The 17,045-nt window shown below is 59.7% G+C and carries 16 protein-coding genes; 9 read left to right on the top strand and 7 right to left on the bottom strand.

Annotated elements, in window-relative coordinates:
- Nucleotides 1–28 precede the first annotated feature (28 nt).
- Nucleotides 29–640 carry an FMN-dependent NADH-azoreductase gene (locus tag OHL20_RS09255; RefSeq protein WP_263382906.1) on the top strand — a complete coding sequence of 204 codons (612 nt, stop codon included), beginning with the start codon at nt 29–31 and terminating at the stop codon, nt 638–640.
- A 69-nt stretch (nt 641–709) separates the two neighbouring features.
- Here OHL20_RS09255 and OHL20_RS09250 read toward each other — a convergent pair whose 3' ends face one another.
- A complete protein-coding gene (locus OHL20_RS09250; protein WP_263382905.1) occupies nt 710–1,027 on the bottom strand; it encodes a hypothetical protein in 318 nt (105 codons plus the stop codon).
- Between the two features lie 19 nt (nt 1,028–1,046).
- Here OHL20_RS09250 and OHL20_RS09245 point away from each other — a divergent pair, with 19 nt between their 5' ends.
- The gene (locus OHL20_RS09245) at nt 1,047–1,883 is read left to right on the top strand and encodes a hypothetical protein (RefSeq protein WP_263382904.1); all 837 of its coding nucleotides are present in this window, start codon (nt 1,047–1,049) and stop codon (nt 1,881–1,883) included.
- A gap of 14 nt (nt 1,884–1,897) precedes the next feature.
- On the opposite strand, the gene ruvA is transcribed toward OHL20_RS09245, so the two are convergent.
- Nucleotides 1,898–2,491, bottom strand: coding sequence for a Holliday junction branch migration protein RuvA (gene ruvA, locus OHL20_RS09240; protein ID WP_263382903.1), 594 nt, complete (start codon nt 2,489–2,491; stop codon nt 1,898–1,900).
- A 404-nt stretch (nt 2,492–2,895) separates the two neighbouring features.
- Between ruvA and coaBC the strand changes: the two genes are divergently transcribed.
- From coaBC to panC, 3 genes are all read left to right on the top strand, one after another.
- The gene (coaBC, locus tag OHL20_RS09235; protein ID WP_263382902.1) at nt 2,896–4,122 is read left to right on the top strand and encodes a bifunctional phosphopantothenoylcysteine decarboxylase/phosphopantothenate--cysteine ligase CoaBC; all 1,227 of its coding nucleotides are present in this window, start codon (nt 2,896–2,898) and stop codon (nt 4,120–4,122) included.
- A gap of 122 nt (nt 4,123–4,244) precedes the next feature.
- Nucleotides 4,245–5,135 carry a 3-methyl-2-oxobutanoate hydroxymethyltransferase gene (panB, locus tag OHL20_RS09230; protein WP_263382901.1) on the top strand — a complete coding sequence of 297 codons (891 nt, stop codon included), beginning with the start codon at nt 4,245–4,247 and terminating at the stop codon, nt 5,133–5,135.
- A gap of 168 nt (nt 5,136–5,303) precedes the next feature.
- Nucleotides 5,304–6,137, top strand: coding sequence for a pantoate--beta-alanine ligase (gene panC, locus OHL20_RS09225; protein WP_263382900.1), 834 nt, complete (start codon nt 5,304–5,306; stop codon nt 6,135–6,137).
- Nucleotides 6,138–6,431: 294 nt separating this feature from the next.
- On the opposite strand, the gene OHL20_RS09220 is transcribed toward panC, so the two are convergent.
- The 4 genes from OHL20_RS09220 to mnmE form a co-directional block, all read right to left on the bottom strand.
- On the bottom strand, nt 6,432–8,093 hold the full coding sequence (locus tag OHL20_RS09220; RefSeq protein ID WP_263382899.1) for a CRTAC1 family protein: 1,662 nt from the start codon (nt 8,091–8,093) through the stop codon (nt 6,432–6,434).
- 94 nt (nt 8,094–8,187) lie between these two features.
- Entirely contained in the window at nt 8,188–9,330 is a 1,143-nt protein-coding gene (locus OHL20_RS09215) for a cellulase family glycosylhydrolase (protein ID WP_263382898.1), read from the bottom strand.
- 100 nt (nt 9,331–9,430) lie between these two features.
- Complete coding sequence (locus OHL20_RS09210) at nt 9,431–10,453, bottom strand: LacI family DNA-binding transcriptional regulator (RefSeq protein WP_263382897.1); 1,023 nt, start codon at nt 10,451–10,453, stop codon at nt 9,431–9,433.
- Between the two features lie 70 nt (nt 10,454–10,523).
- Nucleotides 10,524–11,924, bottom strand: a complete 1,401-nt coding sequence (gene mnmE / locus OHL20_RS09205; protein WP_263382896.1) for a tRNA uridine-5-carboxymethylaminomethyl(34) synthesis GTPase MnmE — start codon at nt 11,922–11,924, stop codon at nt 10,524–10,526.
- Nucleotides 11,925–12,006: 82 nt separating this feature from the next.
- Here mnmE and mnmG point away from each other — a divergent pair, with 82 nt between their 5' ends.
- Nucleotides 12,007–13,986 (top strand): tRNA uridine-5-carboxymethylaminomethyl(34) synthesis enzyme MnmG, encoded by a 1,980-nt coding sequence (gene mnmG / locus OHL20_RS09200; protein ID WP_263382895.1) that lies wholly within the window; start codon nt 12,007–12,009, stop codon nt 13,984–13,986.
- Nucleotides 13,987–14,172: 186 nt separating this feature from the next.
- Nucleotides 14,173–14,748 (top strand): peptide-methionine (S)-S-oxide reductase MsrA, encoded by a 576-nt coding sequence (gene msrA, locus OHL20_RS09195; protein WP_263384982.1) that lies wholly within the window; start codon nt 14,173–14,175, stop codon nt 14,746–14,748.
- On the opposite strand, the gene OHL20_RS09190 is transcribed toward msrA, so the two are convergent.
- Nucleotides 14,749–15,048, bottom strand: coding sequence for a DUF5076 domain-containing protein (locus OHL20_RS09190; RefSeq protein ID WP_263382894.1), 300 nt, complete (start codon nt 15,046–15,048; stop codon nt 14,749–14,751).
- A 118-nt stretch (nt 15,049–15,166) separates the two neighbouring features.
- Here OHL20_RS09190 and dnaB point away from each other — a divergent pair, with 118 nt between their 5' ends.
- Both dnaB and OHL20_RS09180 read left to right on the top strand, forming a co-directional pair.
- Entirely contained in the window at nt 15,167–16,543 is a 1,377-nt protein-coding gene (dnaB, locus tag OHL20_RS09185) for a replicative DNA helicase (protein ID WP_263382893.1), read from the top strand.
- A gap of 99 nt (nt 16,544–16,642) precedes the next feature.
- Nucleotides 16,643–17,026, top strand: coding sequence for a VOC family protein (locus tag OHL20_RS09180; protein ID WP_263382892.1), 384 nt, complete (start codon nt 16,643–16,645; stop codon nt 17,024–17,026).
- Nucleotides 17,027–17,045 lie beyond the last annotated feature (19 nt).

The following is a 17,045-nucleotide window of genomic DNA, read 5'->3' as shown; positions in this document are numbered from 1 at the left end:
AGAGCAGGTAATGCTCTCAGGAGATTTCATGCCCACCCTTCTTAAAATCGATGTCAGCCCTCGTGGCGACTACTCCGTCTCGCGCCAACTCACAAAGCAGTTCGCGAGCGACTGGCAGAAGGCTCATAACGGCACCATTGTCGACCGCGACCTTGTCAAGACCAACCTGCCCTTCGTCGATCTGCCTTGGATCGCCGGAGCCTACTCGACTCCAGATCAACACACCCCCGAGCAGAAGGGCGCAATGAAGGTCTCGAACGATCTCATTGATGAGCTCTTCGCCGTAGACCACATCGTCATCGGGACGCCCATGTACAACTTCAGCATCCCGGCAATCCTCAAGGCCTACATCGACCACATCGTCCGCGTCGGCAGAACCTACAGCCCGAGCTACGAAGGCCTGGTGAAGGGTAAGAAGGTCACCATCATCATCGCAAGTGGCGGCGTCTACACGCCCGGCTCCCACTTGGAGTCCTACAACGTTGAGTCCAGCTACCTCAGGCAGATTCTTGGATTCATCGGACTGACGGACATCACCTTCGTTCTTGCAGGCGGGACGAATGACGTCAACCAAGGCAAGATCTCAAGCGAAGACTTCATTGCGTCGTTCAGCGAGTCAGTCGCCGAAGCCGCAAAGTAGTTTCATTGCAAGCAGCAAAGCCTACATTCCGGATCAGGAATGTAGGCTTTTACATGGAAATCGCAGTTCCTAGGCCTTCCGAAGTATCCGCTTAATCCAGAGCGAGCCAAGATAGATCAGTGCCACAACCAGCACGAGCAGGCCAACCGGCAGGCCGACCAACCGATAGCTGTTCGCGTAGTCCAGACCCTTGTGCATCACCGTATCGGCAAACAGGATGCTGATGATCCCAAGAAACGTCGCCGCGAAGAACGCAAGAAAGCCGGACGCAACGCTCATGAGCAATGTCGTGAACCAGCCAAGGTCACCCAGCGGCACGCCAAACAGGTAGCCACCACCGATCGTGCGTGGCGAGGCGTGGGGCGAAGTAGTGGCCGGGAGCGTCATAGAGATAGAATAACGCCTTATGGCAGATGGAGTTCAGGACGGTCCGCAGGTTGTTGATGGCAGCAGCGGCATAGTACCCGCCGCACAGGTGGCGCAGCTTACCCCGGCAGCCCAGGCACCCAACGGTATCCGTTATGCGAATTACGGCCAGAACAATCTCGCCGCCGGAGAACTGGAGCGCATCGTCCAGGCCGTTCCCGCCACCGTCGCCGCCGCCCTCAACAGCAAGGTCTACTACTTCGTCCCACTCGCCCTGAGCGGCAGCGCAGAGGGCCGTGAGCACCGCGGCGGCACCGAAGAGACGATGATCGCCACCGCCTACACCCCCGAACTCGGCGATCAGGCCATCTGCCACCGCAACGTGCCGATCGGCTCCGACGACGGCGTCTTCATCTCCACGCGCCTCCTCAATGACCGCTTCGCCCTCGCGTTCGAGTTCTTCATCAACGTAGGCCACGCCTTTGTCGAGACCGCAGGCGTCCCCGAGGCCTTCAACAAACTCGTCTGGGATCAGGCCCTCAAAGACGTCCGCGGTGAAACCAGCCAGGACGCCTGGGAGAGTCGCAGCCAATCCCTCGTGAAGCCCCACATGGGTCCGCTCACCGGCGACAACACCACCACCCGACCCAGCGTCGACGAGAAGGCCAAGTCTGAGTACCTCGAAGCCGCCTTCGCCGATGCCGTAGCGATCTACCAGCTCTCCCTCTCCGTCGACTTCAACTACTCCGAACTCCGCGAGCGCGAGTACCCCCTCCTCGCCCCCCAGCCCCTCGCCGAGCGTCTCCGCCTCGCCGCCCGCCTCTTCCCCCCAAACCCCGGCTACGAGTTCGCCATCCGTTACCGCCGCCGCGCCTAAGCACAGCCACTCCACTACCGAATCGCCGCCATAGCCGCTCGGAACAGCATCTCGAAATCCCCCGCAACCTCGGGGTGCTTCTCAATGGCCGACTCAATCGCCTTCTGCGCAGCAGGCCGCCCATACCCCAGGTTGACGAGCGCCGAAAGCGCATCATCCCCCGCCGCCCCAATCGGCCGTCCCGCCGAGGCCGGAGCCACCGCCAGATCGTCCAGCTTGTCCTTCAGCTCCAGCACTACCCGCTCCGCTGTCTTCTTCCCGATGCCCGGAATCCTCGTCAGCGTCGCGTGATCCTGCCCTCGGATCGCCGTTACAAGCCGTTCCGCCGCAATCCCGCTCAGGACGGTAATCGCCAGCTTCGGCCCAATTCCCGTGATGGTCAGCAGCCGTTCGAACAGCCGCTTCTCCTGCAACTCCGCAAAGCCGAACAGCGCGATCTGGTCCTCCCGCACATGCGTAAACACGTGCAGCGACACCTCCGCGCCCTCACTCGGCAGCGCCGAGAAGGTCGTCACACTGATCGCAACGTCATACCCCACGCCGCCGCACTCCACTATCGTCTGGTTCGGCGACTTGGTAAACAGTCGCCCTCGAAGATGCGCAATCATCCGCTGATTGTAGCGGCTACCAGAGCGCCCATGTCAGACGACGGAAGTTGATGATGATCCGCTGACCCCGCGGCGGCAGCTTTCCTCCACGGACCGCAAAAATTATCGCGCACATGGCCATAAAGCCCAACGCAAAACTGAGGCAAATACTCATGAGTGCAAGAGCCAAAAAACTGTACAAGGAGAAATGATGCCCTGTCGTCTCAATGAGCTTCAGACTGAGCTGAGCAAAGAGCAGCACTGTGACCAGAAAGGCCGCAAAGCCAGCGTACCTAGCAATAGTCGACAAACCAGTGCCCCTGCTGAACATAGCCGACACTATACCCCTTTCGTCTTCGTGAGGACACACGGAAGTCAGCAACTTCACTTCGGCATATCCTTGAGCCAGCACCAAGGAGCACGCAATGTCCGTCAAGATCACCGTAGGCGTCACCGGAGGCATCGCCGCCTACAAAGCCGTCGAACTCGTCCGCGCCCTCCAGACCGCCGGCCTCGACCCCCACGTCGTCATGACCCGCGCCGCCCAGCAGTTCGTCACGCCGCTCACCTTCGCCGCCATCACCGGCCACCGCGTCATCACCACCCTCTGGGCGAATGACGATAGCGAGTCCAACCTCAACTCCGCCATCGACCACATCGACGAGGCCCAGACCACCCACGCCCTCATCGTCGCTCCCGCGACCGCCGACATCCTCGCGAAATTCGCCCACGGCCTCGCCGAAGACTTCCTCAGCACCCTCTATCTCGCCACAAAAGCCCCCGTCCTCGTCGCCCCCGCCATGAACGTCAACATGTGGACCCATCCCGCCACCCAGGCCAACCTCGAAGTCCTGCGCACGCGCGGCGTCCATATCATCGAGCCCGACAACGGCTATCTCGCCTGCGGCATGGTCGGTAGCGGCCGCCTCGCCGACACCCCAATCATCGTGGAAGCCGTCCTCCAGGCCTTAACGCCCACACAGGATCTCGCTGCCGAAACCATCCTCATCACCGCCGGCGGCACCCGCGAACCCCTTGATCCCGTCCGCTTCCTCGGCAACCGCTCCAGCGGCAAGATGGGATACGCCCTCGCCACCGCAGCCTTGGCCCGGGGGGCCCGCGTCCTCCTCGTCTCCGCTTCGACGTCCCTCAACCCGCCGCCCAACTGCGAGTTCCTACCCGTAACCACCGCCGCCGAAATGCACACCGCAGTCCTCAAAAATCTTACTCGCGCCACTGTCGTCATCGGGGCAGCCGCCGTAGCCGACTTCCGCCCCGCAACCGTCTCCGCCGAAAAGCTCCGCCGCACCGGCCCGCTCACCCTCACCCTCGAACCCACCCCCGACATCCTCGCCGAAGCCGCCATCCATCGCGCGCCCGACACCCTCATCATTGCCTTCGCCGCGGAAACAGACTCCGCTGCCGCCCTCGAAAACGGCCGCGCCAAGCTGCTCCGCAAAGGTGCCAATGCCATCGTCATCAACGACGTCTCCCGGCCCGGCCTCGGCTTCGACGCCGACCACAACGCCGCCACCCTCCTGACCCCCGCCCACCAGGTCGACCTCGCCCCCATGACCAAACTCACCATGGCCAACGAAATCCTCAAGCAGATCACCCTCCTTCGCGCCACCAGCCCTCTTACGCCTCGTTAGCTCTTCGCACCTTGCACGCCACGCGCCGAAAAGCGTACCCTGACACCAGATAGAGGCGGTATCCAGCCAAACGCACCAATCTACCGGGGCGAAAAGGCAGAACTGCACTGGAGTCTACTGCAATGAGCCTCACCACCTTCCGTCCGGCGGAACGTCTTTCCACGCACGAGCCCGCCAAAGTTACCACCGTCTCCCTCCAGCAGAAGAAGCACACCGGAATCCCCATCACGGCCGTCACGGCATACGACTACGCCAGCGCGCGCCTCGTCGATGAGGCAGGCCTCGACTTCATCCTCGTCGGCGACTCCCTCGCCATGGTCATGCAGGGGCAGGAAAATACCTTGGCGATCACCGTGGACGAGATGCTCCTCTACACCCGCGGTGTGCGCCGCGCCGTCCGCCGCGCCCTCCTCGTCGCAGATATGCCCTTTGGCAGCTACCACGCCAGCCAGGACGAAGCCGTCTCCAACGCCATTCGCTTCGTCAAGGAGGCAGGCGCCGAGGCTGTCAAGATCGAAGGAGCCCGCGCCGAACTTGTAGCCCGCCTCGTTGACGCTGAAATTCCCGTCATGGGACACCTTGGTCTCACCCCGCAATCTATCCACCGCATGGGCGGCTTCAAGGTCCAGGGCAAGACCATGGCCGCGATTGACGCCCTCCGTGAAGACGCCCTCGCCCTCGCTGCTGCTGGCTGCTTTGCTCTCGTCCTCGAAGGTATCCCTCGCGAGGCCGCTCGCCTCATTACCGACGAACTCACCATCCCCACCATCGGCATCGGTGCAGGGCCTGACTGCGACGGCCAGATCCTCGTCCTCCACGACATGCTTACCCTCACCTTCGCGCCACCGGCAAAGTTTGTCCGCCGCTACGCTGACCTCGGCGCCGCCATGCGCACCGCCCTCACCGACTACAAACGCGACGTCGAAGCTCGCACCTTCCCCTCCGAAGCCGAAAGCTACCACCTCCCGGAAGACGCCCGCCAGGTCCTTGAATCCCTACGCCCAACCGATTGAGACCCGCCTTCTAGCTGTCCGTTTCCCGCCGCTACACTCACCCAAAACCCCGTCATCCTGAGCGCAGTCGAAGGACCTGCGGTTGCCGTTGCTTTTCTGGTTGTCATTCCCGAAGGGAACCTGTGCTTCCGTTGCCATAAGCAACCGCTATAGACCTCCAATAAACCCATGCAAATCATTCACACCATCGCCGAACTCCGCCACATCCGCCCCACCCTCGGCCCGGAACTAGCCCTCGTTCCCACCATGGGAGCCCTCCACGAAGGCCATCGCTCCCTACTCCACCGCGCCCGTAAAGAGTGCGCCGCTGTAGCCGCGACCATCTTTGTCAACCCTCTCCAATTCGCCCCGACCGAAGATCTCGCCCGCTACCCCCGCACCTTCGAAGCGGACTGCTACATGCTCGAAGCCGAAGGAGTCGACCTCCTCTTCGCCCCCACCCCAGCCGAGATGTACCCGGCGGGAAACACCACCATACTTCACGTGAGGGAGGTCGAAGATCGCCTCGACGGAGCTTCCCGTCCCGGCCACTTCGCCGGAGTAGCCACGGTCGTCGCCAAGCTCTTCAACCTCATTGCCCCTACCCACGCCTTCTTCGGCCAGAAGGACGCCGCCCAGCTGGCCGTCCTCCGCCAGATGGTCCGCGACCTCAACTTCAACCTTGAGCTGATCGCCTGTCCCACCATTCGCGATCCCGATGGTCTCGCCCTAAGCTCCCGCAACCGCTATCTCACACTCGAAGAGCGCAGCCACGCCCTCCTCCTGTCGCGCACCCTGCGCCACATCGAAGCCCGCCTCGACGAAGGCGTCCGCAGCTCCGGAGTCCTCTTCGCCGAAGCTCACGAACTCCTCAAAGCCGATCCCACAGTCACCCTCGATTACCTCGCCATCGTCGATCCCGACACGCTGGTCCCCGTAGCCAGCGCCACACCCGGGACCCTCATCGCCATTGCTGCAAGTGTTGGAACCACACGGCTGATCGACAACCTGCTGGCCCCATAGACGATTCCCAGCGATCACTCGGAAGTTGTCAAGGCTTTCGGACGAAAATACCTTGCATGTATAACAATCGAAGAGACTTACATTTTGACAAAGTGGCGGGCGAGTTACACCGACTCTTGTATACTTGAGATATAGAGCAAAATTAAAGTATCTTCGCTTGACCCAATCGTGAAGCTAAGTCTCTTCGAATGTGTATGTTGCGTTCAAGTCATTTCGAATGAATACTTTGCCTCGACCTAACCACGCAACTGCTTCATTCGAGAGGCTTTAGCGGGTATGGCTTTTCAAAAAAATCTATCGAGTCTCGTCCACAACAAGGATGCGATCGCCTTTCACATCAATCAGCTTTTGAACGATGCCGCTGGGCCACTTGATCTCGACTGATTTCGCCGCCGCATCCAGTCCAAGCCCAAAGTGAGCGCGCTTGTCGTTGGAAGAGAGATAGCTTCCAGCCGTCGTCACCATCACGAGCTGCGTTCCCTTGGAAGTCGTGACTTTGATCTCCGCCCCGATTCCATCGCGGTTGCTTTTGTGCCCGACAAGATTCAGGATCAGCCAGTGGTTCTTGGTCACCGTCTCGTTGTGCAGAACATGCGCTTCACCATCGTTCGTGTTCACCACCGCGTCAATCCGCCCGTCGTTGTCGAGATCGCCAACGGCCAGACCGCGGCTCACCCACGGCTGCTGAAACACCGCGCCGGAAACGCCCGATACATCGACAAAGCCTTTGCCCGTGTTGCGCGCCAGCAGCATCGGCTCCCGGTAATGAATCTGCGGCGAACTCAGTTCCACCGTATCAAGGTCATGTCCCTGAGCGATCAGGATGTCCTTCAGCCCGTCGTTGTCATAGTCCAGAAAACGGATGCCCCACCCGGAGTGCAGCAGCGTCATCCGCGCCATTCCAGAGACATACGTGTCGTACGTAAAGCTGCCATCACCGTTATTTCGATACAGCGCGTACTTCTGGTTCGCAAGATTTGTAATCACCAGGTCAGGAAGACCATCGTTGTTATAGTCCTGAAAGTCGATACCCATGCCGGCATAGGTTCGGCCATCGCCATCGACGGCCATCTCCGCCGTCAGCCCGGTTTCTTCGAACGTTCCATTACCTTTATTGTGGTACAGAAACTCCAGCATCGAGTCGTTCGCCACCGCAACGTCGACCTTGCCGTCCCGATCGAAGTCAGCAATTGCAATGCCTAAGCCTTTACCTGGCAGCGCCATACCGATCTTCTGGGCGACTTCGGTAAAGTGGCCCTTGCCATCGTTGTGATACACCAGCGCCGGAACGGCCGGAAAGATATCCGGATGGCAGTAGGCGCGGAATCCCTCGCGATGCTCGCCGCAAAAGACGTCTTCCCAGTCCCACTGCACGTAGCGCAGCACGACCAGATCAAGCAGCCCGTCGTTATCGAGATCGACCCACGCCGCACTCGTCGACCACCCGCTGCCGGCCGTGCCCGAGCTCTCCGTCACGTCCGTAAATGTACCGTTGCCATTGTTTCGGTAAAGCTTGTTTCCGCCAAACGCCGTAACGTACAGATCCTCAAAACCGTCGTTGTCAAAGTCCCCAACGGCAACGCCCATGCCGTAGCCGACGCCCTGCAGCCCGGCTTTCACGGTCACATCTTCAAACGTCCCGTCTTTCTTCTGATGAAAGAGCCGGTTCCAATCCGCCTCGCTCTTCTTCTGCGGAATCGTACCCTTCGGCGAAGGATCAATAAGCGGCGCACCGTTCACAAAGAAGATATCGAGCAGACCATCATTGTCGTAGTCGAAGGTCGCCACGCCCGAGCCCATCGTCTCGAGCAGGTACTTCTTCGAGGTATGCGACGCGACATCCTTGAATTTGATCCCGCTCGCCGCCGCTGTGTCGATGAAGTTGCCCGGCACGGCCTCCGCAGCTTGCGAATGTGCCTGCGAGCAGCAGAACAGAAGGGTCGCAAGCAGCGACAACAAACGCAACTCGTTACGAACTGTCTTGCAGCAACTTCGACGACCGATACCCACCAGCAAATGCATGTAAAAGTCTAACCCGTGAACCGGACCGCTAGTTTCCAGCCATCGCTGTTCCGCGACCTGTCAGCTGCCGGATCAAATCCACTTCATGCTGCCGATATGGCTTGTCGTCCTGGCGAAACACCTCGTGAAACCAAACCGTCGGCTGGGAAAGCACATACGGCTTCTGCCACGAGTCCCAGGGGAAGTAAGTCTGCGTCTTTCCAGCGACGAGGCCCCAGTTGATCGCCCCCACGTTGTACTTCTTGGCGATCGGGAGGCTGTTGTCGAAGGTACTTCCAGCACCGCGCGCCATGTACTCCGTGCAGATGATCGGACGCCCAAGCGGCATCAGCTCCTTGATGCGCGCCTCGAAGCCCTCCGGCCAATCGTAGTTATGAAAGGTGATCACGTCCGATTCCGCAAGCTGGATCTTCGTCATCGGGCTCTCCTTCGCTGGATCGCTCCAGTTTCCGTTCCACACACCACTCGTCAGCGGCTGCGTCGGATGCGCGGCGCGTGCCCACGCGAAGGCCTTCGGTAGCATCACTTCGATCAGCTTCGTCTTGTGCACGGCCTCGGCGGGGAATCGGGAAGCATCGCCATTGTCCGGCTCGTTCCAGATGTCCCAGCCGAGGATACGGTCATCCTTGGCAAACGCCCCTACAACGCCTTCGACATAAGCCTTCAGCTTCGGCTCATAGGCCGGATCGGCAAGCTCCACTGCGCCCGGGCTTTGCACCCACCCCGAGTTATGGATTCCGGGAATTGGCGGGTGCTGCGGTCCCAGCTTTGGCAGCGGGTCCCAGCAGGAATCGAAGAGCACTAGCAGCGGCTTGATGTGATGCTTCGCGGCGATGGTGAGGAAGGCGTCAAGCCGCTTCTTGAAACCCTCCGGATCCTGCTCCCAGAGTTGATCCTGCAGGAAGACCCGCATCGTGTTCATGCCGATGGCTTCGGCCATCCCGAGTTCCTTATCGTTCAGCGCGGGATTGAAGGTCTCGGCTTGAAACATCTCGAACTGGTTGATCGCATCCGAGGGCACATAGTTGGCACCGACCAGCCACGGCTGCTGCGCATACCAGGTCTTTGCCTGCTCCGGGGTCCACCTGCCGTTTGTGCCTAGTGCAGCCGCGAACATCACCTGTGCCATACATAAGGGTAACGTCATCAAAACTGTGCGTAATCGCATCATCAATCTCCGGTGGACCCGCGGGAACATGGATCGAAGTCCAAGATACACCACTTTGCAATCGCTTACATTTTGAGCGGCCAAGCCGTTTGATTGCTGAAGCTTAGTCTTTTGCAGGTCCTGTCGATCTTCGCAGGATCATGATTGGCTGCACGATATGATCCTCACTATCCGCCCGTTCGCCCGCGCTTCTTCTTCGCGCATTGAACAGCGCGCGAAATGCGGCCGTCGCAATCTCCACCCGCGAGAGCCGCAGCGTTGTCAGCGGCGGCTGGATATATGCGCTCAATTGAATGTCGTCATAGCCGATTAGCGAGATATCCTGCGGAACGCGCAACCCCGCATCGTGAATGGCGCCCAGAGCGCCAATCGCCGTCAGGTCATTCGAGGCCATCATCGCCGTCGGAAGAACTCCTGAGAGGGCCGCTGCGTCGAGGACCCGCTGCATGGCCGCTCGTCCTCCATCAATGCGGTGATTTCCCTCCTGAACCATCTCCGGCGGCACGGCAAATCCATGTTCGTCCATGAAGTTTCGATACGCTTCGACACGTTCCCGTGCTGAACTGAGTCGCATCGGTCCGCTCAGAAACCCAACGCGCGTGTGTCCAAGCGCGGTCAGGTGTTCCAGGCCCATTCGGATTCCCGCAGCGTAGTCCATCCGAACGCTGCTCCAGCCGAGCGCCGGCGTTATGGTATCGAGCGAAACAAGGGGAATCTCTCGTTGACTCACCACGTCGAGCAGGCGGTCGTCCATCTCCGACGTCATGATCGCCAGGCCATCCACCTTGCGCTGCAGCATCCGCGTCACACACATCTCCATGCGTTGCGGATCGTAGTTGGTATTTGCGACGAGCACCTCCTGACCATGCTCTACCGCAATATCTTCAAACGCCTTCACTAGTTCGGGGAAGAACGGATTGGTGATGTCCGAGATGATCAGGCCGTACAGACTGCTTCGCCCCGAACCGAGGGCGCGGGCGTTTGTGTTCGGGTAGAAGTTGAGTGCAGCGATCGCCTTCTGAACCTTCTCTGCCGTCTTCGGACTTACCTTGTCAGAGCCGTTGATCGTTCGGGATACTGTTGCAGTTGAAACCCCGGCTCTTCGCGCTACCGCTTTTATATTCATAGAATTCGGTCACCCCGAGTGTACGGAAATCCAGCAGGATTGCGAATCACCGCATTCGTAACGTCTCGCATTATTTGCCGATGCAGAACCTTCCGAAGATCAGGTGAAGGATGTCGTCGCTTGTCGTGGCGCCTGTCAGCCCGTCGAGTGAGTGCAGGGCCTCGTAGAGATCGAGAAGCAACATCTCGTGGGGAAGACCGCCTCGGGCAGCTTCCTTTGCGCGTTCCAGCGATGCAAGTGTCTGGGAGATCGCCTGGTGCTGACGCAGGTTCGTCAGCAGGTTGGAGTTTTCCGACGGCGCAGTCGCATGAAGTACATCCGAGATTGCCTGTCGGAGCGTGTCTATGCCATCGCCAGTCAGCGCCGAGGTGTGCACCACTCGCAGGCTCGGCTCTATCTCTAAAGGCAGTTGGTTCTCAGTGGGTCGAGACGAAAGGTCAATCTTGTTCAGCACGACCAGCAGTGTCCTCGCTTCGGCCTGTCGAAGTACTGCCTCATCCTCCGAATCAAGCGGAAGGGTCGCATCGATCACAAGCAGCAGAACTTCGGCTTCCGCCATCGCCTGTCGTGAGCGGGTGATTCCCAGTCCCTCCGCTTCGTCGATCTGAGCCGTCTCATAGCCTGATTGATGAGCCGTCCGCAAGCCTGCGGTATCCATTAGTTCAACCGGAATCCCGCCTAACGACATGCGCTCTGCGACTACATCACGGGTCGTTCCGGGCATGGCTGTAACGATGGAACGATCCTGTTCCAGAAGCCGGTTGAACAGACTTGACTTACCCGCATTTGGCCGCCCGACGAGGGCCATGCGAAAGCCTTCGCGGAGGATGCGTCCATAGGCGAAGCTTCGCTCCAGAGCCGCAAGCGATGGCATGATCGCAGAGATCTGCTCGACGACAACACTTGCTGCCATCAACTCGATGTCATCCTCTGCAAAATCGATCCCGGCTTCAAGCCCGGCAATCAGCAGTACGAGCGCTTCCTTGGCTGGCTGGATCTGCCGAGCAAGTCCTCCGCCCAACTGCCGCGCCGCCACTCTGGCCTGCTCCAGGGTGCTGCTATCGATCAGGTCAGCAACCGCTTCTGCCTGGGTCAGGTCGAGTCTCCCGGCTAGAAAGGCCCGCTGCGTAAATTCGCCCGCCTCGGCTAGCCGCGCTCCCGTCGCCGCGCATTGCCGCAGGAGATAGTCCATCAACACCGGCGATCCATGCGCCGCAATCTCGACTACGTCTTCACCCGTATACGATCGCGGCGCGGCGAAGAAGGTCACTACGGCCTCATCGAGCGGCTCTCCCGTTGCCACCTCCAGGATCTCTGCAAACCGGGCACGACCGGCTGCCAGGGGACGGCGAAGGCGTAGCAGGGGAGCCACAATCGTCGATGCCGCTGGACCGGATAGCCGTACAATCCCAATACCGCCTCGCCCCGGGGGCGTTGCCACCGCGACAATCGTGTCCTGCTCAAAATCCATTCTGCAATCCTAGTCGCCAGCAGGCAGGGACCGCCGACAACCCTAAATAACGAGGCTTGCTCAGAGAAATTAGAATATAAGCATGGCCTACACGGAACAGTACGATGTCGTGGTCGTCGGTGCGGGACATGCCGGCTGCGAGGCCGCCATGGCTTCGGCACGCATGGGACTGCGAACGGCCATCTTCACGCTCAATCTTGATCTCATCGCGCAGATGAGCTGCAATCCAGCGATTGGCGGCATCGCCAAGGGCCACCTGGTTCGCGAGGTCGATGCGCTCGGCGGGGTGATGGGTGAGGTGGCGGATGCGACCGGCATTCAGTTTCGCCTGTTGAACACCTCGCGAGGTCCTGCGGTCTGGTCGCCCCGTGCACAGTGCGATAAGGCGCTCTATCGGGTAAAGATGCGTGAGATGTTGGAAGGTCAAGCCAACCTTTTCATCAAGCAGGCTGAAGTGGTCGACCTTGTTCTTGACGATGTCGACGGCGCTCAGATCGTGCGAGGCCTGAAGTTGCGAGATGGACGAACGATTCTGGCTGCGTCGACCGTGGTGACGACAGGAACGTTCCTGAATGGCCTCATCCACTGTGGCGAGCAGCAATATACCGCCGGGCGCAGCGGTGAGCCGGCGAGCGTGCTGCTTGGCGAGTCCCTGAAGCGGCTTGGCCTGCGCGAGTGCCGATTGAAGACAGGAACTCCGCCCAGGCTGGATGGCCGAACGATTGATTGGACAAGATTTGAAGAGCAGCCGGGTGACGCTGACCCTACGCCGTTCAGCTTCCGATCAAGCTTCTCGCGCGGCGGGAAGCCACCGCTGCGACAGGTCATATGTCACGTGGCGCGGACGACGCCTGAGACGCTCCAGTTGATTCGGGACAACGTGCATCGGTCGCCGATGTACACAGGCCAGATTGAGGCGATCGGGCCTCGATACTGTCCTTCAATCGAAGACAAGATCGTGCGCTTTCCGGAGAAGACGCAGCACCAGTTCTTCCTCGAGCCGGAGGGATTGAATACCCACGAGGTCTACATCAACGGCATGAGTACGAGCCTGCCGATGGAGATTCAGGCCGCAATGGTCGCGTCGATCCCGGGGCTCGACAAAGCGGAGATGCTCCGCCCCGGATACGCGATCGAGTATGACGCGATCGATCCGACCGAGCTTGATCGCACCCTGCGGGTCAAGCGGTTCGCCGGACTCTATCTCGCCGGACAGATCAATGGGACAAGCGGCTACGAAGAGGCTGCCTGTCAGGGCATCATGGCTGGCATCAACGCTGCACTCGCGGCGAGGGGTGAGCCGGGCTTCACGCTCGATCGCACCGAGGCCTATACGGGCATTCTGATCGATGATTTGATCAGCAAGGGGACAGACGAGCCGTACCGAATGTTTACCTCGCGCGCAGAGTTTCGGCTGCACCTGCGGATCGATAACGCGGACCTTCGTCTGACGCCCTATGGGCGACGGCTTGGGCTCATCGACGACACTGCCTGGGCCGACTACGAGGCTAAACAGGCGCGAGCGCGGTCCTTCGAGAGCCTGCTGGAGTCTGCAAGGGTGCAGGTCGCAGAGCTTCCGGCAGACCTGGTTGCGCGCCTCGATGGAGATGCTGCCGGGGTGACGGGGCAGACCTTCGCCCATCTGCTGAAGCGGCCTGAGGTGCCTGTCGACGAGCTTGCTGTCGGCCTGCGGGCGCGGCTCGCGGAAGGCGGCGAGATCTTCTCCGAATGGGTTGCTGCGATTGACGCTGCCGGGGGTGAACGGCTTCCCGCGTGGGTGCGGAACGAGATGAAGACAGTCGAGACGGAGATCAAATATGCCGGATACCTCGACCAGCAGCGGCGGTCAATGGCGAAGCTTAAAAAGGCCGAGGGCATGAGAATTCCTGAGTGGTTCGACTACGGCGTCATCAGTGGCTTGTCGCGCGAGATGCAGGAGACGCTGAAGCGGGTGCGACCGCAGACGCTGGGACAGGCGAGCCGTATTGCCGGAGTGACGCCTGCGGCTGTGAGCCTGCTGCATGTATTTATAAGGCTGCAAGGCCAGCGGCAGATTGCCTAAGACCTTAGCCTGTATCCAACCTGCAGATATTGGCGTCTAAATGTTGAGTGCAGGAGAAGGCAAATGGCGACCGGAACGAAGACGAGTTTAGCGATTCTTGGTTTAGTACTTGTAGGAACGTTACTGATTGGGGTGAAGAAGATGGCATTTGGAGCTGAGACACGGAAAGAGCCGCTACCGGCACCCATGATCGACGAACCGCACGCAACGGCTGCGCACGAGACAGCTGTGTTCGCCGGCGGCTGCTTCTGGGGCGTTCAGACAGTCTTCCAACGTGTAAAAGGAGTTACCGCAACGACCGCGGGCTACTCTGGCGGCGCTGCGAACACGGCAACCTACGAGCAGGTATCGTCTGAGGGGACAGGCCACGCTGAGGCTGTGAAGATCGTCTTCGATCCGGCAAAGATCAGCTACGGCACCCTGCTGCGCGTCTTCTTTTCCGTCGTGCACGATCCGACCGAGCTGAATCGGCAAGGTCCCGATGTAGGCACCTCGTATCGGTCTGCGATCTTCTACACAACGCCTGAGCAGCAGAAGGTTGCCGAGGCATACATTGCTCAACTGGATGGTGCACACGCATTTCCGAAGAAAATTGTGACCCAGTTGGTACCCCTCAAAGCGTTCTATAACGGCGAGGATTATCACCAGGATTACGCAGAGAAGAACCCGAACAACCCGTATATTCAGATCTGCGACGTACCGAAGACCGCAGCCCTGAAGGTCCAGTTCCCGGAGCTTTTTCAGGACTACAAACACAAATAGCTACTGGGTGACCTCACCGTCCGGCTCATCGGTGGGGTCATCAATCTCGGCCTGAAAGCCTTCCAGCAGCCGCGCCAGGAAGGCGTCAGGATCTGCCTTCTTATTCTGTAGCTGATCAGCGTTGGCAATGTGACGCGCGAGGTCAGCGAGAACGATTCCCCAGGCAAATGGATCGTCCCAGGCGCCCGCCTGGATGCTGACATGCTGGCCCTTCTCAGCGATCCACACCCGCATCACCTCAAATGACGCCTTATCCCGCTGCGCTGCTGGCGGAATCGTCAATGCCTTGTCTACACCCATGATCTGCTCTCCTATGTATGCATTAGCGTAACCGGTGGCGGCGTAAACTCGAAGTGACCTGTTCTTCACAGGCTTCCACAACCCTGTCCACAGGCTGCTCGCCTAACGTAGGAGGCTCATGGCAACATACCCCCAAATCATGCAGGATCAGGGCCGACCGTCTTCCATCCACGCCGAGATGACAATCCTAGGCGCGATGATGGTCGAGCCAGTTGCTATCACGGATGCGTCGATGGTGTTGAAGGCAGACGACTTCGCCCTCGACTCCCACCGCAAGATCTACACCGCGATGATGGCGCTCTCGGAGGCAGGTCACGCCGTCGACATCGTAACCGTCAGCGAAGAGTTGCGGAAGCGCAAGGAACTCGACTCGGTTGGCAGCGTTGCGTATCTCGCCTCCCTAAGCGAAGGACTCCCCCGCAAGCTGAGCGTCGAAAGCTATGTCCGTATCGTTTTGGACAAGAGCCTGATGCGGCAGTTGATGACGGTATGCGACGTCGGCATGGCGTCCGCGGCGGACCAGAGCGAAGAGGCATTACAGGTCCTCAACAACGTCAGCATGCGGCTAATGGAAATCTCCGATCATGCAGTCCGAGGCGGCTTCTCTGACATCGCAGCGATCGTCAAAGATTCTTTCGGCTCGATCGACGCACTCTACGAACAGGGCCGCGAGGTCACTGGGCTGGCCACGCATTACATTGAGTTCGACCGTATGACCAGCGGCTTGCAGGAATCAGAGCTGACGATCATTGCGGCACGACCGTCGATGGGCAAGACGGCCTGGGCGATCAACATCGCCGAGAATGCCGCCGTACGCGGTGGCAAGGTTGTCGCCGTCTTCTCGCTCGAAATGTCCAAGGCGAGCCTGCTGCGCAGAATGCTCGCATCGCAGGCGCTCGTAAACTCAAAGGCGATCCAGACAGGCATGCTGATGCGCGATGACCGCTCCAAGCTCGTCGCCGCACTCGAACGCCTGATGGAGTCCAAATTATTCATTGATGACACACCAGGCATCGCGCTGGCGGAGATGCGCGCAAAGGCACGTCGCTTGAAGCAGCAGCACGGCCAGCTTGACCTGATCGTGATCGACTATCTGCAGCTTATGACTGGCTCTGCGGGCGGAAGCCAGAAGGGCTTTGAGAACCGGACGCAAGAGGTCTCTGCCATCTCGCGCGGGCTGAAGTCTCTCGCGAAGGAGATGCGCGTGCCCGTCGTAGCGCTCTCCCAGCTTTCGCGTGCAAGCGAACAACGCGGCGGTGACAAGAAGCCTCTCTTGAGCGATCTGCGCGAATCGGGTTCGATCGAGCAGGATGCTGACGTGGTCTGCTTCATCCATCGCGAGGAGTACTACGATCGCGAGAATGAAGACCTGAAGGGTAAGGCAGAGATCATCATCGCCAAACAGAGAAACGGCCCGACCGGTAGCGTCCACCTCGCGTATCTGGCGGACTACACGCGCTTCGAGAATCTTTCGAGTGGCGGCGACGGTCAGTAATCCAGGTCTGTTAATGCGCAAAGGCTACTGACACAATGCTGTCAGCAGGCTATCGCTATGCTCCATCTTGTAGTTGAAGCCAAACTCCAGGAGAGTGACATGAGCAACACGACAGCAGCGCCCAGGACAGCGATCCACTGGTTCGAAATTCAATGTGCAGACCTCGACCGCGCCACGACTTTTTACGAGACGTTACTCGGTACCAAGTTAAAGCGCGAGACCTTCGGTGATCCAATGGCGATCTTTCCATACGACAGCGGCGGCACCGGTGGAACACTGGTCAAGCGGTCGATGCAGCGCCCCGGCCCCATGGGAACGATGATCTATCTCAACTGCAACGGGCAGCTTGACGAGGCGATAGCGCGCGTTCCTGCGGCTGGCGGTCTCATCCTGCAGCCAAAGACGGAGATCGTCGGCGGCTTCGGTTACTTTGCCTGCATGCGGGACTCCGAAGGCAACCACGTAGGCCTGCATTCGCTCTAGGCTGCACGATGTAGCCGTT

The sequence above is a fragment of the Granulicella arctica genome (assembly GCF_025685605.1).
In the GTDB taxonomy this organism is placed as follows: Bacteria; Acidobacteriota; Terriglobia; order Terriglobales; family Acidobacteriaceae; genus Edaphobacter; species Edaphobacter arcticus.
Note: the sequence above shows the minus strand (reverse complement) of the source record. Positions and strands in the feature narration are given on the sequence as shown.